The sequence below is a fragment of the Pseudomonas sp. GLN_2 genome (genome assembly GCF_043106005.1).
Taxonomy (GTDB): Bacteria; Pseudomonadota; Gammaproteobacteria; order Pseudomonadales; family Pseudomonadaceae; genus Aquipseudomonas; species Aquipseudomonas alloputida.
The window spans coordinates 1-17,475 of sequence record NZ_JBICMC010000008.1 but is presented as its reverse complement, the minus strand read 5'-3'; the positions used below and the strand labels follow the sequence as shown (position 1 = coordinate 17,475).

General features: G+C 62.4%; 20 protein-coding genes. 8 read left to right on the top strand and 12 right to left on the bottom strand.

Going from position 1 to position 17,475, the window contains the following annotated elements; genetic code table 11:
- Positions 1-247: 247 nt before the first annotated feature.
- From ACF8Q6_RS02585 to ACF8Q6_RS02570, 4 genes are all read left to right on the top strand, one after another.
- Positions 248-652, top strand: a complete 405-nt coding sequence (locus tag ACF8Q6_RS02585) for a TraR/DksA family transcriptional regulator (RefSeq protein WP_003250099.1) — start codon at positions 248-250, stop codon at positions 650-652.
- A 177-nt stretch (positions 653-829) separates the two neighbouring features.
- Positions 830-1,024 carry a hypothetical protein gene (locus ACF8Q6_RS02580; RefSeq protein ID WP_003250100.1) on the top strand — a complete coding sequence of 65 codons (195 nt, stop codon included), beginning with the start codon at positions 830-832 and terminating at the stop codon, positions 1,022-1,024.
- 346 nt (positions 1,025-1,370) lie between these two features.
- Complete coding sequence (locus tag ACF8Q6_RS02575; RefSeq protein ID WP_014591718.1) at positions 1,371-1,841, top strand: hypothetical protein; 471 nt, start codon at positions 1,371-1,373, stop codon at positions 1,839-1,841.
- Positions 1,838-2,050: a hypothetical protein gene (locus tag ACF8Q6_RS02570; RefSeq protein WP_392489660.1), complete on the top strand. Its 213-nt coding sequence runs from the start codon at positions 1,838-1,840 to the stop codon at positions 2,048-2,050. The genes ACF8Q6_RS02575 and ACF8Q6_RS02570 overlap by 4 nt, the downstream gene beginning before the upstream one ends.
- Positions 2,051-2,062: 12 nt before the next feature.
- Here the strand turns inward: ACF8Q6_RS02570 and ACF8Q6_RS02565 are convergent, their stop codons facing one another.
- The 7 genes from ACF8Q6_RS02565 to ACF8Q6_RS02535 all read right to left on the bottom strand — a co-directional run bounded on the left by ACF8Q6_RS02565 (position 2,063) and on the right by ACF8Q6_RS02535 (position 9,221).
- Positions 2,063-2,428, bottom strand: a complete 366-nt coding sequence (locus ACF8Q6_RS02565) for a Na+/H+ antiporter subunit G (RefSeq protein ID WP_221101186.1) — start codon at positions 2,426-2,428, stop codon at positions 2,063-2,065.
- Positions 2,425-2,703 (bottom strand): K+/H+ antiporter subunit F, encoded by a 279-nt coding sequence (locus ACF8Q6_RS02560; protein ID WP_010953203.1) that lies wholly within the window; start codon positions 2,701-2,703, stop codon positions 2,425-2,427. Before ACF8Q6_RS02560 ends, ACF8Q6_RS02565 begins: the two co-directional genes overlap by 4 nt.
- Positions 2,700-3,188 carry a Na+/H+ antiporter subunit E gene (locus tag ACF8Q6_RS02555; protein WP_161775355.1) on the bottom strand — a complete coding sequence of 163 codons (489 nt, stop codon included), beginning with the start codon at positions 3,186-3,188 and terminating at the stop codon, positions 2,700-2,702. The genes ACF8Q6_RS02560 and ACF8Q6_RS02555 overlap by 4 nt, the downstream gene beginning before the upstream one ends.
- The gene (locus ACF8Q6_RS02550) at positions 3,185-4,864 is read right to left on the bottom strand and encodes a monovalent cation/H+ antiporter subunit D (protein WP_392489659.1); all 1,680 of its coding nucleotides are present in this window, start codon (positions 4,862-4,864) and stop codon (positions 3,185-3,187) included. Before ACF8Q6_RS02550 ends, ACF8Q6_RS02555 begins: the two co-directional genes overlap by 4 nt.
- Positions 4,861-5,205 (bottom strand): Na+/H+ antiporter subunit C, encoded by a 345-nt coding sequence (locus tag ACF8Q6_RS02545; RefSeq protein ID WP_003250128.1) that lies wholly within the window; start codon positions 5,203-5,205, stop codon positions 4,861-4,863. The genes ACF8Q6_RS02550 and ACF8Q6_RS02545 overlap by 4 nt, the downstream gene beginning before the upstream one ends.
- A complete protein-coding gene (locus ACF8Q6_RS02540; protein ID WP_064491045.1) occupies positions 5,205-8,120 on the bottom strand; it encodes a monovalent cation/H+ antiporter subunit A in 2,916 nt (971 codons plus the stop codon). The genes ACF8Q6_RS02545 and ACF8Q6_RS02540 overlap by 1 nt, the downstream gene beginning before the upstream one ends.
- Positions 8,121-8,270: 150 nt before the next feature.
- A complete protein-coding gene (locus ACF8Q6_RS02535) occupies positions 8,271-9,221 on the bottom strand; it encodes a DMT family transporter (RefSeq protein ID WP_108191643.1) in 951 nt (316 codons plus the stop codon).
- 84 nt (positions 9,222-9,305) lie between these two features.
- On the opposite strand from ACF8Q6_RS02535, the gene ACF8Q6_RS02530 reads away from it, so the two are divergent.
- Positions 9,306-9,869 carry a helix-turn-helix domain-containing protein gene (locus tag ACF8Q6_RS02530; RefSeq protein ID WP_088513369.1) on the top strand — a complete coding sequence of 188 codons (564 nt, stop codon included), beginning with the start codon at positions 9,306-9,308 and terminating at the stop codon, positions 9,867-9,869.
- A 48-nt stretch (positions 9,870-9,917) separates the two neighbouring features.
- Here the strand turns inward: ACF8Q6_RS02530 and ACF8Q6_RS02525 are convergent, their stop codons facing one another.
- Complete coding sequence (locus tag ACF8Q6_RS02525) at positions 9,918-10,466, bottom strand: cysteine hydrolase family protein (RefSeq protein ID WP_392489658.1); 549 nt, start codon at positions 10,464-10,466, stop codon at positions 9,918-9,920.
- Between the two features lie 82 nt (positions 10,467-10,548).
- Between ACF8Q6_RS02525 and ACF8Q6_RS02520 the strand changes: the two genes are divergently transcribed.
- Positions 10,549-11,541: a GlxA family transcriptional regulator gene (locus ACF8Q6_RS02520; RefSeq protein WP_392489657.1), complete on the top strand. Its 993-nt coding sequence runs from the start codon at positions 10,549-10,551 to the stop codon at positions 11,539-11,541.
- Positions 11,542-11,622: 81 nt separating this feature from the next.
- Positions 11,623-12,003 (top strand): antibiotic biosynthesis monooxygenase, encoded by a 381-nt coding sequence (locus ACF8Q6_RS02515; RefSeq protein WP_014753863.1) that lies wholly within the window; start codon positions 11,623-11,625, stop codon positions 12,001-12,003.
- Here the strand turns inward: ACF8Q6_RS02515 and ACF8Q6_RS02510 are convergent.
- Together ACF8Q6_RS02510 and ACF8Q6_RS02505 are read right to left on the bottom strand one after the other, a co-directional pair.
- Complete coding sequence (locus ACF8Q6_RS02510) at positions 11,982-12,752, bottom strand: S9 family peptidase (protein ID WP_012053095.1); 771 nt, start codon at positions 12,750-12,752, stop codon at positions 11,982-11,984. The two genes, ACF8Q6_RS02515 and ACF8Q6_RS02510, sit on opposite strands and share 22 nt — an antisense overlap.
- Positions 12,736-13,854 carry a DUF3182 family protein gene (locus ACF8Q6_RS02505; RefSeq protein ID WP_392489656.1) on the bottom strand — a complete coding sequence of 373 codons (1,119 nt, stop codon included), beginning with the start codon at positions 13,852-13,854 and terminating at the stop codon, positions 12,736-12,738. Before ACF8Q6_RS02505 ends, ACF8Q6_RS02510 begins: the two co-directional genes overlap by 17 nt.
- A 219-nt stretch (positions 13,855-14,073) precedes the next feature.
- On the opposite strand from ACF8Q6_RS02505, the gene ACF8Q6_RS02500 reads away from it, so the two are divergent.
- Complete coding sequence (locus tag ACF8Q6_RS02500; RefSeq protein WP_392489655.1) at positions 14,074-15,882, top strand: aminopeptidase P family protein; 1,809 nt, start codon at positions 14,074-14,076, stop codon at positions 15,880-15,882.
- A gap of 39 nt (positions 15,883-15,921) precedes the next feature.
- On the opposite strand, the gene ACF8Q6_RS02495 is transcribed toward ACF8Q6_RS02500, so the two are convergent.
- Complete coding sequence (locus ACF8Q6_RS02495; protein ID WP_012053092.1) at positions 15,922-16,203, bottom strand: hypothetical protein; 282 nt, start codon at positions 16,201-16,203, stop codon at positions 15,922-15,924.
- 192 nt (positions 16,204-16,395) lie between these two features.
- Positions 16,396-17,283, bottom strand: coding sequence for a threonine/homoserine exporter RhtA (gene rhtA, locus ACF8Q6_RS02490; RefSeq protein ID WP_012053090.1), 888 nt, complete (start codon positions 17,281-17,283; stop codon positions 16,396-16,398).
- Positions 17,284-17,475 lie beyond the last annotated feature (192 nt).

Genomic DNA, 17,475 nt, shown 5'->3' with positions numbered 1-17,475 from the left:
GCGGATGGGCACTGCCAGATTCACAGTTTACTACTGGCCCTTCAGCTGAGCTGGGGTGCCGACCGGCGGATTGTGAGCAGTGGAAGCAAATTCGCACCCATTTGCAGTTGCTCCACGCGGCGTGGCGCCTTAGACTGCCGCCCCCTGTAAAAGAGTGCCGGTTGGCGCTTGAAGAATTCCGCTGGCGATGCATAGGCATCGACGGCACATGAATCGCCCAAATGCACATTTTTTCATAGAGAAATCGATGACCAAGGAACAGTTGCTGGCCATGTCGGCCGATGACTACATGAACGCCGACCAGCTTGCCTTCTTTACTGAGCTACTGCAGGCGATGAAAGTCGAAACCCATGAACGCATCGAACTCAGCCGCACCACCATCGAAGGCCTGGACACCCCGTCAGACCCCGCCGACGTGGCTTCGGTCGAAGAAGAACGTAGCTGGCTGGTAAATGCCATCGACCGCGACCAGCGCCTGCTGCCACAGCTGGAAATGGCCCTGGACCGTATTGCCGATGAAAGCTTCGGCTGGTGCGATGACAGTGGTGAGCCTATCGGTCTGAAGCGCTTGCTGATCAGCCCGACCACCAAGTACTGCATCGAAGCCCAGGAGCGCCACGAGCAGCTCGACCGCCACCAGCGTCAGGTATAAACCCGCGCGTGGTGCAAGCCCCTCGAAGCAATTCCTGGGGCTTTTTGCGTTTCTTGTCGATACCGTTTTTGTTACGCCTTACGAAACACTGATGTACCGGGATGCGCTGTTTCCGCGTCACTGTCGGGCGTATCATAGCTTTATCGTTAGGGTGCTAATTAAATTCCGGAGGGGATGATGAATAGCCGAGTCGATGTGGCTGTGATGATAGGGTCGGGTGTGCCGGCCACCTTGCAGGCGCTGGGCAAGCGCATTTGCTGGGTCGTGCTGGTCAATGGCGAGCGCCGCGGCACCGCCTTCGCTACGCGCGAAGAAGCGCTTGAGTGTCAGGCTGCCTGGCAACTGCAACTGAAGAAAGGCCTGGCTGCCTGAAAATGTTTATTGCCTCTCGACGGGTTTCGGTGTTTTCGGGCATATTTGTCCTACAGTAATGCGCACATGGATGCTAGGGCTTGTCTTCTTGCAGGCTCACGCCATTGGTTGCGATTTCTGGCGAGTGATTTCAGGCATCACGCTTCCCAAGCCGGGAATGAGCCAAACGCCTTCGGTTGAGGGCGAGTCTGGCAAACCAGAGTAAAGATTCCTGCACGCTGCATCGTCAGCGAGCACAGACATTTCGCATATCGCTTTATTACTCTTTTTGCCTATCGATAAGAAATGGCCGTGCCTCCCCGAGCTTGGGGTGAGGGCGGGTTGTAACCGGTTGAGGATTACTTCATTGGCAGTCAGCACACTTGATACGCATGCGTTGTTCGCCCTGGGCGACTTGCGCGGTAAATTGGCCCAACTGTTTCAGGGCCGCTTCATCTATGTCACCGAACAGAGTCCTGAAGGCCTGTACATGGCCGAAATCGACACCGAGAGTGCACTGGTGGTCGATGACAAGCAGCGCCTTGAACTGAAAGTCGGCGACCACTTTCGTGCTGCCGTATTGCCCAGCCGTGAAGGTGGCAAGCTGGAAATGCGCTTTCGCGACATCAAGTTGAATGTGTATGGCGTGGGTGATTACGCCTTCGTTTCTGTGCCGGAAGGCGAGGGCATCGTATTTCGTGAAGGCCATGGCGTGATGCTGGTATTCGCCGCGCAGCAGCAAGTGCAGGAAGGCCTGGGCAAGTTGCTTAAAGCAGTGACTGGCAAAGTCGCCAAATGGCGCAAGGGTGAACTGACCACCTTCAAGGCCAGCGAATGACCGACAGTGACGACGCACCAGCCTCGCGGGCCGAGTTTCATCGGCAGCACCAGGCAGATGCCGTGGCTGAGGCAGAGCGTTTGCTGGCCGGGCGTGAGAAGCTGCAAGGCGCCTGGTTGACTTGGGTAGCGGCTGAGCTCTATCGCCTCAGCCCGCCGCCATATGCCGCCATGGTCCGGCGCGAGTTGCAGCGCCTCAGCCAAGATTGAGACGGCAGACCTTCAATTGCCACGGTCTCGGCCGCTGCTGACCTCTTCAGGCACCGGCTCTTTCGACATGCGTTTGCGAAACAGCGCCGCCCGCGCCAGCAACAGCGTGGTTATCGGCACGGTGATCGACAGCAGGATCGGAATCAGCCACGCGTGTAGCACAGGGGTGCCCTTGAGCCACGAAAAGTAGATGATCGAGGCCAGCGCAACGCACCAGGCGCCAAGGGTCGAGGCCAGCGCTGGCGGGTGCATGCGCTGGAAGTAGTCTTTCAGGCGTACCAGGCCTATAGCACCGACCAGCGCGAACAGGCTGCCGGTGAGCAGTAGCGCGGCGGTGACCAGCTCCAGCCAGAAGGGCAGTACCAGGGCTTCGCTCATTCGATCACCTCACCGCGCAGCAGAAACTTGGCCAAGGCAAACGAGCCGACGAAACCAAACAGTGCAATCAGCAGGGCACCTTCGAAGTAGGTGTCACTGGCATAACGGATGCCCAGCACCAGCATGGTGAGCATCGCCAGGATGTACAGGTAGTCCAGGGCCAGCACGCGGTCTTGGGCGGACGGGCCACGGAACAGCCGGATCAGCGCCAGGCTCATGGCCAGGGCGAAGATGAACAGGCTGGCGAGGACGGCATTGGCGAGCAGGCCTGTCATTGGAAAATCTCCATAAGCGGGCGTTCGTAGGTGTCCTTGAAGTGCTGTATGAAGGCCGCTTCATCGTCCAGCTCAAACACATGCAGCAACAGCACACTGCGGTCCAGTGCCAGTTCGGACCAGACTGTGCCAGGCACCACCGTGGTGATCATCGACAGCGCTGCCAGCCCGTGGGGGTCACGCAGTGCCAGTGGTATATGAACGAACGCAGAGCGTGGCGGCTGCTTGCCGGCCCGCAGCACACCACGGGCCACCAGCAGGTTGGAGCTGATCACATCGATGCCGACCCGGACGATCAGGCGGGCGATGACCAGGGGGCGCCGTACGTGTGCATGCTGCGGGCGCAGGGGCGCCATCAACAGTGGCGCCAGTATGCCAAGTGCGGCGCCCAGCAGCAGGTTGCCAGGGCTGACCGAGAGGTTCAGCAGCAGCCACAGGCCGAACAGCGAGACCGATAGCAGTGGGGCGGGGAACAGTCGGTTCATGGCTGCACCTGTGCGTCGCGCGAGGTGGGGCCAGGAATCGGCCGGGCGGCCATCACAGCGTCGATATAGGCATCGGGGGCCTGCAGGCTGGCGGCAGTGTCCTGGGTGTAGCGCAGCAACGGCTCGGCCTTGAGGCTGAGGATGAGGCACAGGCCGAGCAGGATGACAATGGGCAGGCATTCATAGCGCCGCAGGACCGGGGACGGACGCTCTTCGGGCTTCCAGAAACGCTGGATGCCGACGCGGCCGAAGGCGATCAGCGAGGCCATGCCGGATAGGATCAGCAACGCCACCAGGCCCCAGCCGGCGGCACTCAGGGGCTGCTCGGCCGGTACGCCGAGGCCCAGTGGATTGAACAGCGCACTGATCAGGTTGAGCTTGCCGACAAAGCCCGACAGCGGCGGCATGCCGATGATCAGTAGTGCACAGGCGATGAAGCTGAGGCCGAGGAAGGCCATGGTCCACGGGATGATCTGGCCGATTACCACCTGCTGTTCATCGTCGAGGTTGATGCCCTTGGGCGGGTGCAGTGATTCCAGTGGCGGCGGCATGGCGTCTTCTTCTTCGTCCAGCGGCGCTTCATTGGCCGAGCGCGAGCGTTCGACCAGTTCGGCGAGCAGGAACAGTGCGCACAGCGCAAGGGTCGAGTTGACCAGATAGAACAGCGCCGCGCCGGTCAGAGCCGCCTGGGCAAAACCCACCGCACCCAGCAGCGTGCCGGCCGAGACCAGGATACTGAGTGCCGCCATACGCTCCAGGCGCTGTGCCGCCAGAATTGATACCGCTGCCACCGCCAGGGTAACCAGGCCGCCGTAAACCAGCCATTCGCCGCCGAAATGTGCCGAGGCCCCGGCCTGTTCGGAGAACAGCAGCGTCCATAGGCGCAGCACGGCGTACAGGCCGACTTTGGTCATGATGGCGAACAGTGCAGCCACCGGCGCGCTGGCAGACGCGTAAGCTGGCACCAGCCAGAAGTTCAGCGGCCAGATACCGGCCTTGACCAGGAAGGCCATGGCCAGGATTGCCGCGCCGGCATGCAGCAGGCCACGGTCGGCCTCCGGTACCAGTGGAATCTTCAGCGCCAGGTCCGCCATGTTCAGGGTGCCGGTCACGCCATACAGCATCGCTGCGCCGATCAGGAACAGCGACGAGGCGAACAGGTTGATAGCGATGTAGTGCAGGCCGGCGCGCACCCGCGCACGCCCCGAACCATGCAGCAGCAGGCCATAGGAGGCGGCCAGCAGCACTTCGAAGAAGACGAACAGGTTGAACAGGTCGGCGGTGAGGAAGGCGCCGTACAGCCCCATCAGCTGGATCTGGAACAGCGCATGGAAGCTGGCCCCTGCACCGTCCCAGCGGGCACGGGCAAATAGCAGCGCGCTGAAACCGATGACCCCGGTCAGGGTCAGCAAGAGCGCGGACAGGTGGTCCACCACCAGCACGATGCCAAACGGCGCTGGCCAGTTGCCCGGCAGGTACACGCCGATCGACGCTGCCTGGCCCTGGGTGCGCACCCACAGCAGCAGACAGACCGCGATCACCAGGCCGGAGAAGGTAGACAGCAGGTTCAGCCTGGCCTTGATGTGCCTGTGCTTTTCACCCAGCAGCAACATCATCGCCGCCGTAATCAGCGGCAGCAGGATGGGGGCGACAATCAGTTGACTGATATCACTCATTCGTCACGCTCCCGGCCGTCCACGTGGTCGGTACCGGTCAGGCCGCGCGAGGCCAGCAGCACCACCAGGAACAGCGCGGTCATGGCGAAACTGATGACGATGGCGGTGAGCACCAGTGCCTGTGGCAGCGGGTCGGTGTAATGCAACAGGTCCTGGGTAACACCATCCTTGATGATTGGCTCCTTGCCGATGAACAGGCTGCCCATGCTGAAGATGAACAGGTTGACCCCGTAAGAAAGCAGGCACAGGCCCATGATCACCTGGTAGGTACGCGGGCGCAGGATCAGCCACACTCCGGAGGCAGCCAGCACGCCGATGGCGACTGCAATCACTTCTTCCATCAGGCGGCTCCTGCTTGGCTGGTTTTTGCCGGGTTGCCCGGGCGGTAGGCGCGCACCGACTGGTGCGCCAGGGCCGTGAGGATCAGCAGGGTCGAGCCGACCACGACGGTGTATACGCCAATATCGAAGAACAGCGCGCTGGCCACGTGCACATCACCCAGCAACGGCAGGTGCAAGTGGGCGGTATGGGTGGTGAGGAACGGGTAACCCAGCAGCATGGCGCCGACGCCGGTCAGGGTCGCGCACAGCAGCCCGGTACCCATCCAGCGCAGCGGCCGCAGGCTCATCTGCGCCTCGACCCACTGGGTGCCGGCCACCATGTACTGGAGGATGAACGCCACCGACATGACCAAGCCAGCGACAAACCCGCCACCGGGCTGGTTGTGCCCGCGCATGAACAGGTACATCGACACCAGCAAGGCGATCGGCAGCAGCAGGCGCACCAGCGCTGCCGGCACCATCATGAAGCCCAGCGCGGTATCGGTGGCATGCCGCGGGTTGATCAGGTCGGTGACTACGTCCGGCGCCAGCTGGCGTTGTTGCGCCGGCAGCTGCATGCTCTCTTTCGGAGGACGGAAGCGCCGTAGCAGGGCGAACACCGTCAGTGCCACAGCCACCAACACGGTAATTTCACCGAGGGTATCGAAGCCGCGGAAGTCGACCAGCATGACATTGACCACATTGGTGCCGCCGCCCTGAGGCAATGCACGGCTCAAATAGAACGAGGAAATGTCGTTGGGCGTCGGTCGGGTCAGCATGGCGTACGACAGCACGGCCATGCCGCCACCCACCAGCACGGCCAGCAGCAAGTCGCGCAGGCGGCGCAGGCGCGCGCGCTCCAGGCTACCCGGCAGCGGCGACACGCCTTCGATACGCCGTGGCAGCCAGCGCAGGCCGAGCAGGATCAGAACGGTGGTGACCACTTCCACCACCAACTGGGTCAGTGCCAGGTCGGGCGCAGAGAACCAGACGAAGGTGATGCAGGTCATCAGGCCGCAGACGCTGACCATGATCAGTGCCGCCAGGCGGTGGTACTTGGCCTGGTAGGCGGCGCCGATGGCGCAGGCAATGGCGATCAGCCACAGGGCGACGAATACACCGGAACCCGGAATCTTCGGGCGATCACCCCAGCTCAGGCCGCTATTGAGCATCGGCGTGAGGCCCGCGAGGAACGCGGCGAATACCAGCATGAACAGCTGCGACTGCAGCCGCCGGGTGGTGAACAGGCGTTCGATGCGACGCGCCAGCAACATCAGGTGAACCTGGCCGTGCTCGAACAATCGCTTGCCATTGAAGCGCTCGATCACGGGCGGGTAGGGGAAGCGACCCAGGCGCAGTTGTTTACGCAGCAACAGGTACAGGACGATGCCGCCGCTCATGGCGACCAGGCTCATGATCATCGGCGCGTTCCAGCCATGCCAGATGGCCAGGCTGTATTCCGGCAGGGTGCCGCCAACCACCGGCAGGGCCGCAGCGGCCAACAGGGGGCCGACCGACTGGGTGGGGAAGATGCCCACGACCAGGCACGTGAGCACCAGCAGCTCCACCGGAGCACGCATCCAGCGTGGCGGCTCGTGCGGGGTATGGGGCAGGTCCTGGGCCGTCGGGCCGAAGAATACATCGACGGTAAAGCGCAGGGCATACGCCACGCTGAAGGTGCCGGCCAGGGTGGCGATTACCGGCAGCGTGGCCTCGACCCAGGCGGTGGAGCTGATGAATACCGTTTCGGCGAAGAACATTTCCTTCGACAGGAAGCCGTTCATCAGCGGCACGCCGGCCATCGAGGCGCTGGCGACCATGGCCAGGGTCGCGGTGTAGGGCACCAGGCGGATCAGGCCGCTGAGGCGGCGAATGTCACGGGTGCCGCTCTCGTGGTCGATGATGCCGGCGGCCATGAACAGCGAGGCCTTGAAGGTGGCATGGTTGAGAATGTGGAATACCGCGGCGACGGCAGCCAGCGGGCTGTTAAGGCCCAGCAGCAGGGTAATCAGGCCCAAGTGGCTGATGGTCGAGTAGGCCAGCAGGCCCTTGAGGTCATTTTGGAACATGGCGGCGAAAGCGCCGAGCAGCAGGGTGAGGGCGCCGGCACCGCCGACGATCCAGAACCACTCCTCGCTACCGGAAAGTACCGGCCACAGGCGTGCCAGCAGGAACACCCCGGCCTTGACCATGGTGGCCGAGTGCAAATAGGCCGACACCGGTGTGGGCGCTGCCATGGCGTGGGGCAGCCAGAACTGGAAGGGAAACTGTGCGCTCTTGGTCAGGGCGCCGATGAGTATCAGGGGCAGCAGCACCGGGTAAAGCGCATGCTGGCGGATGGTATGCCCGGCAGCCAGGACCTTGTCCAGGTCATAGCTGCCGACCACATGGCCGAGCAGCAGGGCCCCTACCAGCAGGCACAAGCCGCCTGCACCGGTTACCATCAGCGCCATGTAGGCGCCGCGACGGGCGTCGGCGCGGTGGTGCCAGTAGCCGATCAGCAGGAAGGAGAACAGGCTGGTCAGTTCCCAGAAGAACACCAGTTGGATCAGGTTGCCGGAGATGACCAGGCCGAGCATGGCGCCCATGAAGGCCAGGAAGAACGCGAAGAAGCGTGGTACCGGGTCTTGCGGTGACATGTAGTAGCGCGCATACAGCGATACCAGCGTGCCAATGCCCAGTACCAGCAACGAGAACAGCCAGGCAAAGCCGTCCATGCGCAACACCAGGTTCAGCCCCAGGCTGGGTAACCACAGGAACTCTTCGCGAATGACGCCACCATGGGCAATCTGAGGGTACAGAAGTGCTACCTGGACGGTGCCGACCAGGGCTACGAGCCCGGCAAGAATGGACTCGGCGTTACGTGCGTTGTGCGGCAGCACAGCTGCCAGGCAACTGCCCACGAACGGCAGAAGCAATAGCACTATCAAGGACATAGCGGCCTATTCTGGAGAAGTTTGCAAAGAATCATACGTGCCGAGGTGTTTATCACCAACACGCAAGCTGTCGCAGAATCCTACAAACCGGCTGTGACAAGCGGTTTTTTTATAACAGTTTTTTACAAAGAATAGCCGCTGCTGGCTGTTTTACAGCCCCGCCTGGCGTTCGCCTGGGTTCTGCACATCGCGTGTTTCGACGGTTTCGCGAGGGCGCCGCACCTTGAGTTCACTGACTACCACGGCAACCACGATCAGCAGGCCGCCGAGCAGCGCCACGCCAGGCAGGCGCTCGCCAGCCAGACGCCCGACGATGCCGGCCCACACCGGTTCACCGGCATAGATGAGTGTGGCGCGGGTAGGCGAGACCGACTTCTGTGCCCAGTTCATTGCCACTTGGATGACCGCACTCATTGCGCCAAGGCCCACTGCGCTGGCAAGCAACAGCCAGGAGAAGTCGGGGAGGCGCTCCTGGGTCGGCACGATCATGAGAAACGCCAGCAGCGATGCGGTCGCAAGTTGCACCACCGTAACCCGGCGCACATCGACCTGACCGGCGTAGCGGCTGATCAGAATGATTTCACCGGCGATGGCCACGGCGCTGATCAGGGTGACCAGTTCGCCCTCGCTGAAACGCAGGCTGCCGCCTTCCGGCCCGGCCAGCAGCATCAGGCCGATGAATGCCAGGCAGATACCCATGCTGGGCATCAGGCCAGGCCGCCGCCCCAGCACCAGCCACTGCAGCAGCGGCACGAACGGGACGTACAGCGCAGTGATGAACGCTGACTGGCTGCTGCTGATGGTTTGCAGGCCCATGGTCTGCAGGCCATAGCCGAGCATGATCGACACGCCGATCAGCATGCCGGCCTTCAGTTCGGTGAAGGTCAGGCCGGGCAGCGCTCGCGCCGAGACCACACCAACGAACAGCGCGGCTGCCGCAAAACGCAGGCCGACGAAGAACATCGGGCCGCTGACGGTCATTACGTTATGCACCAACAGGAACGTGCCGCCCCACAACATGGTGATGAATACCAGCACCAGTTCGGCCTTGCTCAGGCGGAAGGTGACGGCAGGGGTAGGCTTGCTGCTGGGCTGATTCATGGTCTTGCACACTCGGAAAGGGCGGCGCACAATCGCCGCAAAAGTGGGCAGTATACTGCGCAATCTTGACCAGTGAGCAATATAGTGCACAAGGATTCTTCGCACCGGGCATCGGTGCTGCAACATGTCAGCCTCAATGTGCGCAGTCTGCGCAACGCCGCCGGCTTGAGTCAGGCGGCGCTGGCCGAGCGTTCAGGGGTCAGCCGGCGCATGCTGGTCGCGATCGAGGCGGGCGAGAAGAATGTCAGCCTGACCACATTGGACCTGATTGCCGAAGCCTTGGGCGTGGCTTTCAGTACCCTGATCCAGGCGCCAGACCTGCGCGACCCCGGGCGCATTGAAGAGCTGGCGTGGGCTGGCGAACACCCGCAGAGCCGAGCGGTGTTGCTGGGCACCAGCCCGGCAAGGCGCGAGGTGGAACTTTGGGAATGGACCTTGGCACCGGGGGAGTGCTATCACAGTGAGGCCGATGCCGAAGGCTGGAGCGAGCAGATTTATGTGGTCGATGGGCAGCTGACGCTGATCATCGAAGAGGTCGAGCATCGCTTGCAGGTGGGGCAGTTCCATGTGTTCCCCAGCAACTGCCGGTATGCCTACCGTAACGATGGCGTGGTGGCTGTTCGGTTTGTGCGCAATGTGGCGATTTGAGGCTGCAGGCTTTGGGGCTGCTGTGCAGCCCCAAAGGTCTCAAGCCGATCAGCTTTTCAGCAGCTCGTCGGTCTTCACCACATTGGCATAGGCAAACGCCAACGCCGCCATCGCCGAATCGTGCACATGAGCCGCCGGCACCTGCTTGCCGTCGAACGCCAGGGGCAGGGTTGCGCAGGCATCGTGCGCCACAGTCACTTGATAGCCCAGGTCGGCTGCAGCCCGGGTGGCGGCGTCAATGCACATGTGGCTCATGCTGCCGACGATGGTCAGCGCCTCGACGCCATGCCGGTCCAGTGTGTGCTCTAGATCGGTACCGAGGAAGGCGTTGACCTTGTGCTTGAGCACCACCGGCTCGCTCGGCAATGGCTCGACCTTGGCGTGGATGGCCGCACCCTCCGAGCCGGGGGCAAAGAAGGGTGCATCGGCAGTGTCGAACTCATGCCGCACATGGACCACCAGGTCGCCGCGCTGGCGTGCGGCTGCCAGCAGGCGGGCGGCGTTGTCGGCCGCCTGGTCGGCGCCATCGAGGGACCACTTGCCGCCCGGGAAGTAGTCGTTCTGGATGTCGATGATGATCAGTGCCTGCTTGCTCATGCTGCCTCCTGTGGCAGTAGTCGTCGAGAGACGTTAGTTATAGGCTGTGTTCACTCACCTGAGGATTGGCGCGAACGACACTATGCGGGCAAAAACTGACACCGGCGCTAACCTGGATATCGGCTTGCTGCTATACCCCGGCGTGCAGCGCGCCGCTGTGCATGGCCTGGCCGACCTGTTCCTGGTGGCCAACCGGGTTGCGGCCGAACTGGGGGCCGTCGAGCTGCCGCACATTCGCGTCAGTTGCTGGCAGGCAGATGAGACGGGGCAGTTGTCGCCTGCGCCGGATAACTCAGCTGTCACCGTGCCGGGCCTGCGCGTCCTGATCATTCCGCCAAGCCTGGAGTCAGCTCCGCAAGCCGAGTTGCTCGAACGTCATCGCGCGCCGCTGTGCCTGCTGCACGCGCGTGGTACGGTGCTGGCGTCGGTATGCATCGGTGTATTTTTCATCGCCGCCAGCGGTTTGCTCGACGGGCGCCCGGCCTGCACGCACTGGAATTATGTGCAGGCGCTTGCCCAGCGCTTCCCCAGGGTGCGGGTAGAGGCCCAGCAGCCGTTGCTGGATGACGGCGACATCGTGACCTCGGCAGGGTTGATGGCCTGGACGGACCTCGGCTTGCGCTTGCTGGAGCGCTTTTTGGGGGCGACGGTGGCTCAGGAGACCGCTCGCTATCTGGCCGTCGATCCGGTCGCGGCGCCGCTGCCCGGCGCTGTGTTCAACCCGCGCCTGGACCACGGCGACGAGGCCGTGTTGAAGGTGCAGCACTGGTTGCAGGGCAATGGCGGGCAGGATGCTGACCTGGCCACGATGGCGGCCTGCGCGGGGCTGGAGGCGCGCACTTTCTTGCGGCGCTTTCGTGCCGCTACCGGGCTGCGCCCGACCGAGTATTGCCAGCAGGTGAGGGTGGGGCGTGCATGCCGCTTGCTGGAGTTTACCCGGCGCAACGTTGAACAGATCGCGTGGGGTGTCGGCTATCAGGATCCGGGCGCGTTTCGCAAGGTATTCCAGCGTGTCACCGGCCTTACCCCGAGTGACTATCGGCGGCGGTTTGCGGTATCCGGCCAGGGTCTATAGAAACCACTTGACCTTGACTTTGCTTGAGGTTTTACCCTGCTCGGCATCGCGCTGCATGCGTACGTAGCCAGGAGACTGTCGATGTTGGCATCACCTCATGCCTTGTGGTTTACCCAGATGATCGAATACGAAGTGCCCAGTATGTGCCAGCAAGCGTTGGCTCAGGCCCTGGTGGCCCGTAGTGAAGCGTTGGCTGCGCGTTGCGAAGGGCTGCAGGGTGTGAGCATCCAGGCCAGCGACGATGGCAGCCGGGTGTTGCAGTACTTGCAATGGCAGTCACGCCAGGCCTGGGCGGCGGCGGCCGTGCACTTCATCGAAGAATCCTTTCTTGACCTGCTGGGCCAGCATCAGGCACGCGGCGTCAACTTCGCCGCCTACCAGGCCCTGCGCAGCCTGGTGCGCGGCGACGATGGCGTCCTGCATTGCCAGGTGGGCGGTCCTCAGGCATACCAAGGTGCGTAGTGCGGGTAGCGATCCAGGCGGGCACCTATGACCATTTCGCTGATCCATGCCGCCAGGAGCGAGCTGTACGCTTTCTGGCTCTCTTCGCTGGACAGTGCGTGGTCGGCGCCGTCGACGATGCGATGGGTGAGCGAGTGGGCGTTGACGAACGCCGAGCGGTAGTTCATCAAGGTACTGTGCGGCACGTAGTCATCCTGCTCTGACTCCACCAGCAGCACATCCCCGCCGAATTCGGCGCACGCGGCCAGCGCGCGGTTGTCGGCCGGGCCCAGGTGGCGTTGGCGATAGGCATTCAGGCGTTGACGGTCAAGGGTTTGCTTCGGGGTGCCCCATTCGTCATCCCAGTACATGGCAGGTACCCGCAGGGCCAGCCATCTGACCGGCCGTTCGCGGGTCAGCAGAGTCGCCAGGTAACCGCCATAGCTGCTGCCGATAATGGCGATGGCGCTGCTGTCGACAGCCGGGTGGCTGACCAGTCGATCGTAAGCCACCAGCAAGTCCTGCAGGTTTTGTTCACGGGTGACCGTGAGGCGTTGGCTTTCGGTCTTTTCGTGACCGCGCAGGTCGAAGGTCATGCACACGCATCCCAATCCGGTGATATGCCGGGCGCGGGCCAGGTCACGTTGCTGGCTGCCGCCCCAGCCGTGTACGAAGAGAATGCCCGGCATTTTGGTGCCCGGGCTGACCAAGGTGCCGGCGATGCGGTCATTCTCGACCTGCAGTTCAACGGTTTCACTCTGAATGGCCATGTTCGCGAATCCGCGCAAATTTACTGAGTTGTCCGAGTTCACTGTCGTTTCCTTGGTAAAAGAGGGTGGCGTCAGTGGGCAGGTCGGGGTTGCCGAATACTTCGTGGGTGGAGGCACGCACCCGTTGCAATGCGGGGTCATCGGCAAATGCCTGCAGGGCCAACAGTTCGGCACTGCTGGCACCACCCAGGCGCCAGGATTGTTCGAGCACCCCGCTGCACAGGTGGCCCGAAGGGCTGATGCCGCGGGCGATGTCATAGTTGCGACGAGAGGCGACAAAGCCCGGGAAGTGTTGCTCGGCGGCTTGTTCGTAAACCATGGCCTGGTTGATGGCAAGGCGCAGGTGGTCTTCCAGTGGGAGCTGAAGCAACGCCTGATAGTCGCCACGTACCACCACCAGGTCAGAACCGCCGTAGACCTCGGTGCCCTGATGGTCACGTGTCAGTTGCTGGGTGCCATAGTAGCTGCAGGTCAAGCCGGCGACGCGCACCTGGCCGACGCTGAAGGTTTGCACCTGGCTCAGGTCTTCTTCGAGCACCAGGCCCCACAGCGCCAACGTTTGGTCATCCATACCGGCCAGCAGAGGCTCCAGGGCGTCTGCAGTGGTGATGACCTGTTGCCCACGTCCTGCGCAAGCCAGTACCGGTTTGACCCTCAGCGGGCCGTCGAGCAGCAGCAACTGTGCGGCAGTGCGAGCGTCGGCTTTGCTGAACACGGTGTAGCCGCGCAGCAGGGCATCGCTGGCCTGTCGGGCAAAGTCGTCGGTCCAGCCCGGCGGGAAGCTGGCCTCGGCGGGTAACGGGTGAGAGATCGCCTTGGTTGCCATGTAGGGGTGCGGCACCATGCCGCCAAACAGGTCCTGTTCGCTGCGAATACCCAAGGCGGCATATCGCCTGGGGTCGATCAGGGTCTCGGTTGGCAGATAATAGTAGGCATCGGCAGCATCTGGCGGCCGCATGGGCTGTATAAGTGGGCAGCCCAGTAAACGTGCCAGGCCTTCGGCAAGCTTGAGATGAACGCCGTGCTCGTGTTCGGGCGTGTGGTCGCGGGTGTCAAGCAACACCACGCCGGCTTTCGGTTCGATGGCACTGGGCATGGTCATTTGCCTGTGTGCAATGAATGTACTGTGTGTGAAGCCGGTGTCCTGGGGAAGTTCAGGGAAACTTGATCGGTGGTCTGGTCCTCTTGTAGGAAGTGTCCTATTGGCACAGGGCGTGGTGGGCAAGGCATGCCGTATCTTGGTCGTCGCGATTGCAGCGCTCTGGCGGCTGTTCCATTATCGGCCTATTGGATCAACCGTTATGAAGCCGCAGGAGAGCGCATGAACGTCCAGACCACCCTTGAGCAAAGCGTGCCGCAGCGACTGGTGCACGTGCGCCAAGCCATGGCGGCAGCGGGCATCGATGCCTTGCTGGTACCCTCGGCCGACCCCCATCTTTCCGAATACCTGCCCGGTTACTGGCAGGGGCGCCAGTGGCTTTCGGGGTTCCAGGGCTCGGTCGGTACGCTGGTGGTGACGCCTGGGTTTGCCGGGCTGTGGGTCGACAGCCGCTACTGGGAGCAGGCAGCTCGGGAGCTGGAGGGCAGCGGCATCGAACTGATGAAACTGTTGCCGGGCAAACCCGGAGCGTTGGAATGGTTGGGCGAAAACGTCGAGCCCAACGGTCGCGTGGCAGTGGATGGTGCGGTCATGGCCCTGGCTTCGGCGCGCCAGCTGGCCGAGCGGCTGAAGGCGCGTGGAGCGCAGTTGGTGACTGACATGGACCTGCTGGGTCAGGTCTGGGACGGGCGCCCGGCGCTGCCAGGTAACCCGGTGTACCAGCACCTGCCGCCACACGCCACGGTGAGCCGGGCGGAAAAGCTCGCGCAATTGCGCCAGGGCATCCTGGCCAAGGGGGCCGACTGGCACTTCATCGCTACCCTGGATGACATTGCCTGGCTGTTCAACCTGCGCGGCAGCGATGTCTCTTACAATCCGGTTTTCCTGGCCTTTGCCCTGATCAATCAGCAGCAGGCCATCCTGTTCGTGGGCCAGGACAAGGTGGACGCGCACCTGCGTCATGTGCTGGAGGTCGATGGCATCGAGGTGCGCGACTACAGCGAAGCAGGCAAGGCGCTTGGCACCATTCCTGCGGGGGCGCGGCTGCTGGTGGACCCGGCCCGGGTCACCTGCGGCCTGCTGGACAACCTGGCGGCAGAGGTGGTGGTTGTCGAGGGGCTCAACCCCACCACGCTGAGCAAGTCCTGCAAGGGTGACGACGACCTGGTGCATATTCGCCAGGTCATGGAGCAGGACGGCGCAGCCTTGTGCGAGTTTTTCGCCTGGTTCGAGGCGAACCTCGGCCGGGAGGTCATTACGGAGCTGACGGTTGACGAGCAATTGAGTGCCGCGCGTGCTCGACGCCCTGATTTCGTGTCACTGAGCTTTTCTACCATTGCCGCCTTCAATGGCAATGGCGCGATGCCACACTACCGTGCCACCGAGCAGTCGCATGCGCTCATCGAGGGTAATGGCTTGTTGCTGATCGACTCGGGCGGTCAATACCTGGGCGGCACTACCGACATCACCCGCATGGTGCCGGTCGGTAACCCCAGCCAGGCACAGAAGCAGGACTGCACCCGTGTACTCAAGGGCATGATTGCCCTGTCGCGTGCCACGTTCCCGCGAGGGGTACTGTCGCCGTTGCTCGACGCCATTGCCCGGGCGCCGATCTGGGCTGACCAGGTCGACTATGGCCATGGTACCGGCCACGGGGTGGGCTACTTCATGAACGTGCACGAGGGGCCTCAAGTAATCGCCTATCAGGCGGCACCTGCACCGCAGACGGCGATGCAAGTGGGCATGATCAGCTCGATCGAGCCGGGGACGTACCGCCCGGGGCAGTGGGGCGTTCGCATCGAGAACCTGGTGGTCAACCGCGAAGCGGGGAAGAGTGCCTTTGGTGACTTCCTGCAATTCGAGACCTTGACGCTGTGCCCTATCGACACCCGCTGTCTGTTGCCCGAGTTGCTGACCAAGGAGGAGGTGGAGTGGCTGAACGGCTACCACGCCTGCGTACGTGAGCGCCTGGCGCCCTTGCTCCAAGGGGATGCGCTAGCCTGGCTGGAGATGCGTACTGAACCGCTGTAACGCAGATGAAAAAGGGCAGTTTACGAGCTGCCCTTTTCTCTATTTACAGATGACGATCATGCTACGGCTGGTGTAACCCGCCGGGTTGATGCCGAACAAGTAGTCACCGGCTTCTTCATCGCTATCGCCCGAGCGCGCAACAACCCGGTAGCCACGCGTGCTGCAGGAACTTGCGGCCTTGCTGTAGCAATTGTCCCACGAGGAGGAAAGGCCGGAGCAATTGATATGCAGGCCCTTCTTGCCCCGTTTGACCTCGGTCTTGGCTGTGGCGGCACATCCAGCAATAGCCAAGATGGCCAGGATGAGAAAAATTTGTTTCATTCCTGTCCTTAAATGCAGGGCAAATCAGTTGTCACGACCCTGTCGTTGTCGCTTCGGTTCTTCCTGAACCTTCCCCCAGCGTCCGTGTTCGGCCCAGTAGATAGCGTAAAGATGATGATTCTGTGACAGCTTAATCAGCGAGGCGGGCTGCTACAATCACTAATCCTTTCTCAAATGAAAATATTTCTCATATCAGTCTGCTGCGATGGCCGGGCTGGGTGCCTTGCGCATGGACAGGGTGGTGCCGACCGAGGCGGTAATGATTGCCAGAATCGCCAGCCATTGAGTAAGCGTCAGCACCTCGCCGAGGAAAAGCAGGCCGGACAATGCCCCAAATGCCGGTTCGATGCTCATCAGGGTGCCGAACGTGCGCGCCGGGATTCGCGTGAGGGCAACCATTTCCAGGCTGTATGGCAGGGCGGTGGACAGTATTGCAACGGCCAACGCCATGGGGATTACGGCAGGTGTGAGCAGAGCGCTACCGGCGTGGGCGATACCGATGGGGGCGACGAACAGGGCCGCGACTACCACCCCCAGGGCTGCGCTCTGGATGCCGTGTTCGGCCCCTGCACGTTGTCCGAACAGGATGTACAGCGCCCAGCACACACCCGCCCCCAGCGCATAGGCGGCGCCCACTGGGTCGAGTGCCTGGCCGCTGTGACCTGCTGGCAGCAACAGCAGCAGCCCAGCGATGGCGAGGGCAATCCACAGGAAATCGATCGGTCGGCGCGAGGAGAAGATTGCCACGGCCAACGGGCCGGTGAATTCCAGGGCCACGGCGATACCGATGGGTACCGTTTGCAGGGCCATATAGAAGAGGAAGTTCATGCCGCCCAGTGCCATGCCGTAGATGACCACGTTGCGCAACGTGTTGGCGGTCATGCGTACCCGCCACGGGCGCAATATAAGCAGCATGATGATGCTGGCGAAGATCAGGCGCAGGGTGGTGGTGCCTTGTGCGCCGATGATGGGGAACATGCTTTTGGCCAGAGAGGCGCCGGACTGAATCGATGCCATGGCGATAAGCAGTAGGCCGATCGGGAAGAGGGTGGCGGCCAGGCTGCGGGGCTGGGTGTTCATTTAGGTGCGGCAATCCTTTGGCGAGGGAGGTGGTGAGCAATATAGTGCGCAATTGGTGGGGTGGGTGGTAGCCCTCAAGTGGCTTTGCCAGAAATATTTCAAATCATTGAAATTAAAGGTTGACCTTCTCGATGGCCTCCCTATAATGCGCACCACTCCAACGCGGTAGCGAGGCAAAGCTAGCCACTGTGT

Coding starts and splice junctions, on each gene's coding strand:
- ACF8Q6_RS02515 (WP_014753863.1), top strand. CDS start 11,623: ATGTTGGCATCACCTCATGCCTTGTGGTTTACCCAGATGATCGAATAC.
- ACF8Q6_RS02560 (WP_010953203.1), bottom strand. CDS start 2,703: ATGACAGGCCTGCTCGCCAATGCCGTCCTCGCCAGCCTGTTCATCTTC.
- ACF8Q6_RS02525 (WP_392489658.1), bottom strand. CDS start 10,466: ATGAGCAAGCAGGCACTGATCATCATCGACATCCAGAACGACTACTTC.
- ACF8Q6_RS02585 (WP_003250099.1), top strand. CDS start 248: ATGACCAAGGAACAGTTGCTGGCCATGTCGGCCGATGACTACATGAAC.
- ACF8Q6_RS02565 (WP_221101186.1), bottom strand. CDS start 2,428: ATGAGCGAAGCCCTGGTACTGCCCTTCTGGCTGGAGCTGGTCACCGCC.
- ACF8Q6_RS02510 (WP_012053095.1), bottom strand. CDS start 12,752: ATGGCCATTCAGAGTGAAACCGTTGAACTGCAGGTCGAGAATGACCGC.
- ACF8Q6_RS02555 (WP_161775355.1), bottom strand. CDS start 3,188: ATGAACCGACTGTTCCCCGCCCCACTGCTATCGGTCTCGCTGTTCGGC.
- ACF8Q6_RS02495 (WP_012053092.1), bottom strand. CDS start 16,203: ATGAAACAAATTTTTCTCATCCTGGCCATCTTGGCTATTGCTGGATGT.
- ACF8Q6_RS02540 (WP_064491045.1), bottom strand. CDS start 8,120: ATGTCCTTGATAGTGCTATTGCTTCTGCCGTTCGTGGGCAGTTGCCTG.
- rhtA (WP_012053090.1), bottom strand. CDS start 17,283: ATGAACACCCAGCCCCGCAGCCTGGCCGCCACCCTCTTCCCGATCGGC.
- ACF8Q6_RS02545 (WP_003250128.1), bottom strand. CDS start 5,205: ATGGAAGAAGTGATTGCAGTCGCCATCGGCGTGCTGGCTGCCTCCGGA.
- ACF8Q6_RS02520 (WP_392489657.1), top strand. CDS start 10,549: ATGCGGGCAAAAACTGACACCGGCGCTAACCTGGATATCGGCTTGCTG.
- ACF8Q6_RS02500 (WP_392489655.1), top strand. CDS start 14,074: ATGAACGTCCAGACCACCCTTGAGCAAAGCGTGCCGCAGCGACTGGTG.
- ACF8Q6_RS02535 (WP_108191643.1), bottom strand. CDS start 9,221: ATGAATCAGCCCAGCAGCAAGCCTACCCCTGCCGTCACCTTCCGCCTG.
- ACF8Q6_RS02550 (WP_392489659.1), bottom strand. CDS start 4,864: ATGAGTGATATCAGTCAACTGATTGTCGCCCCCATCCTGCTGCCGCTG.
- ACF8Q6_RS02570 (WP_392489660.1), top strand. CDS start 1,838: ATGACCGACAGTGACGACGCACCAGCCTCGCGGGCCGAGTTTCATCGG.
- ACF8Q6_RS02505 (WP_392489656.1), bottom strand. CDS start 13,854: ATGACCATGCCCAGTGCCATCGAACCGAAAGCCGGCGTGGTGTTGCTT.
- ACF8Q6_RS02580 (WP_003250100.1), top strand. CDS start 830: ATGAATAGCCGAGTCGATGTGGCTGTGATGATAGGGTCGGGTGTGCCG.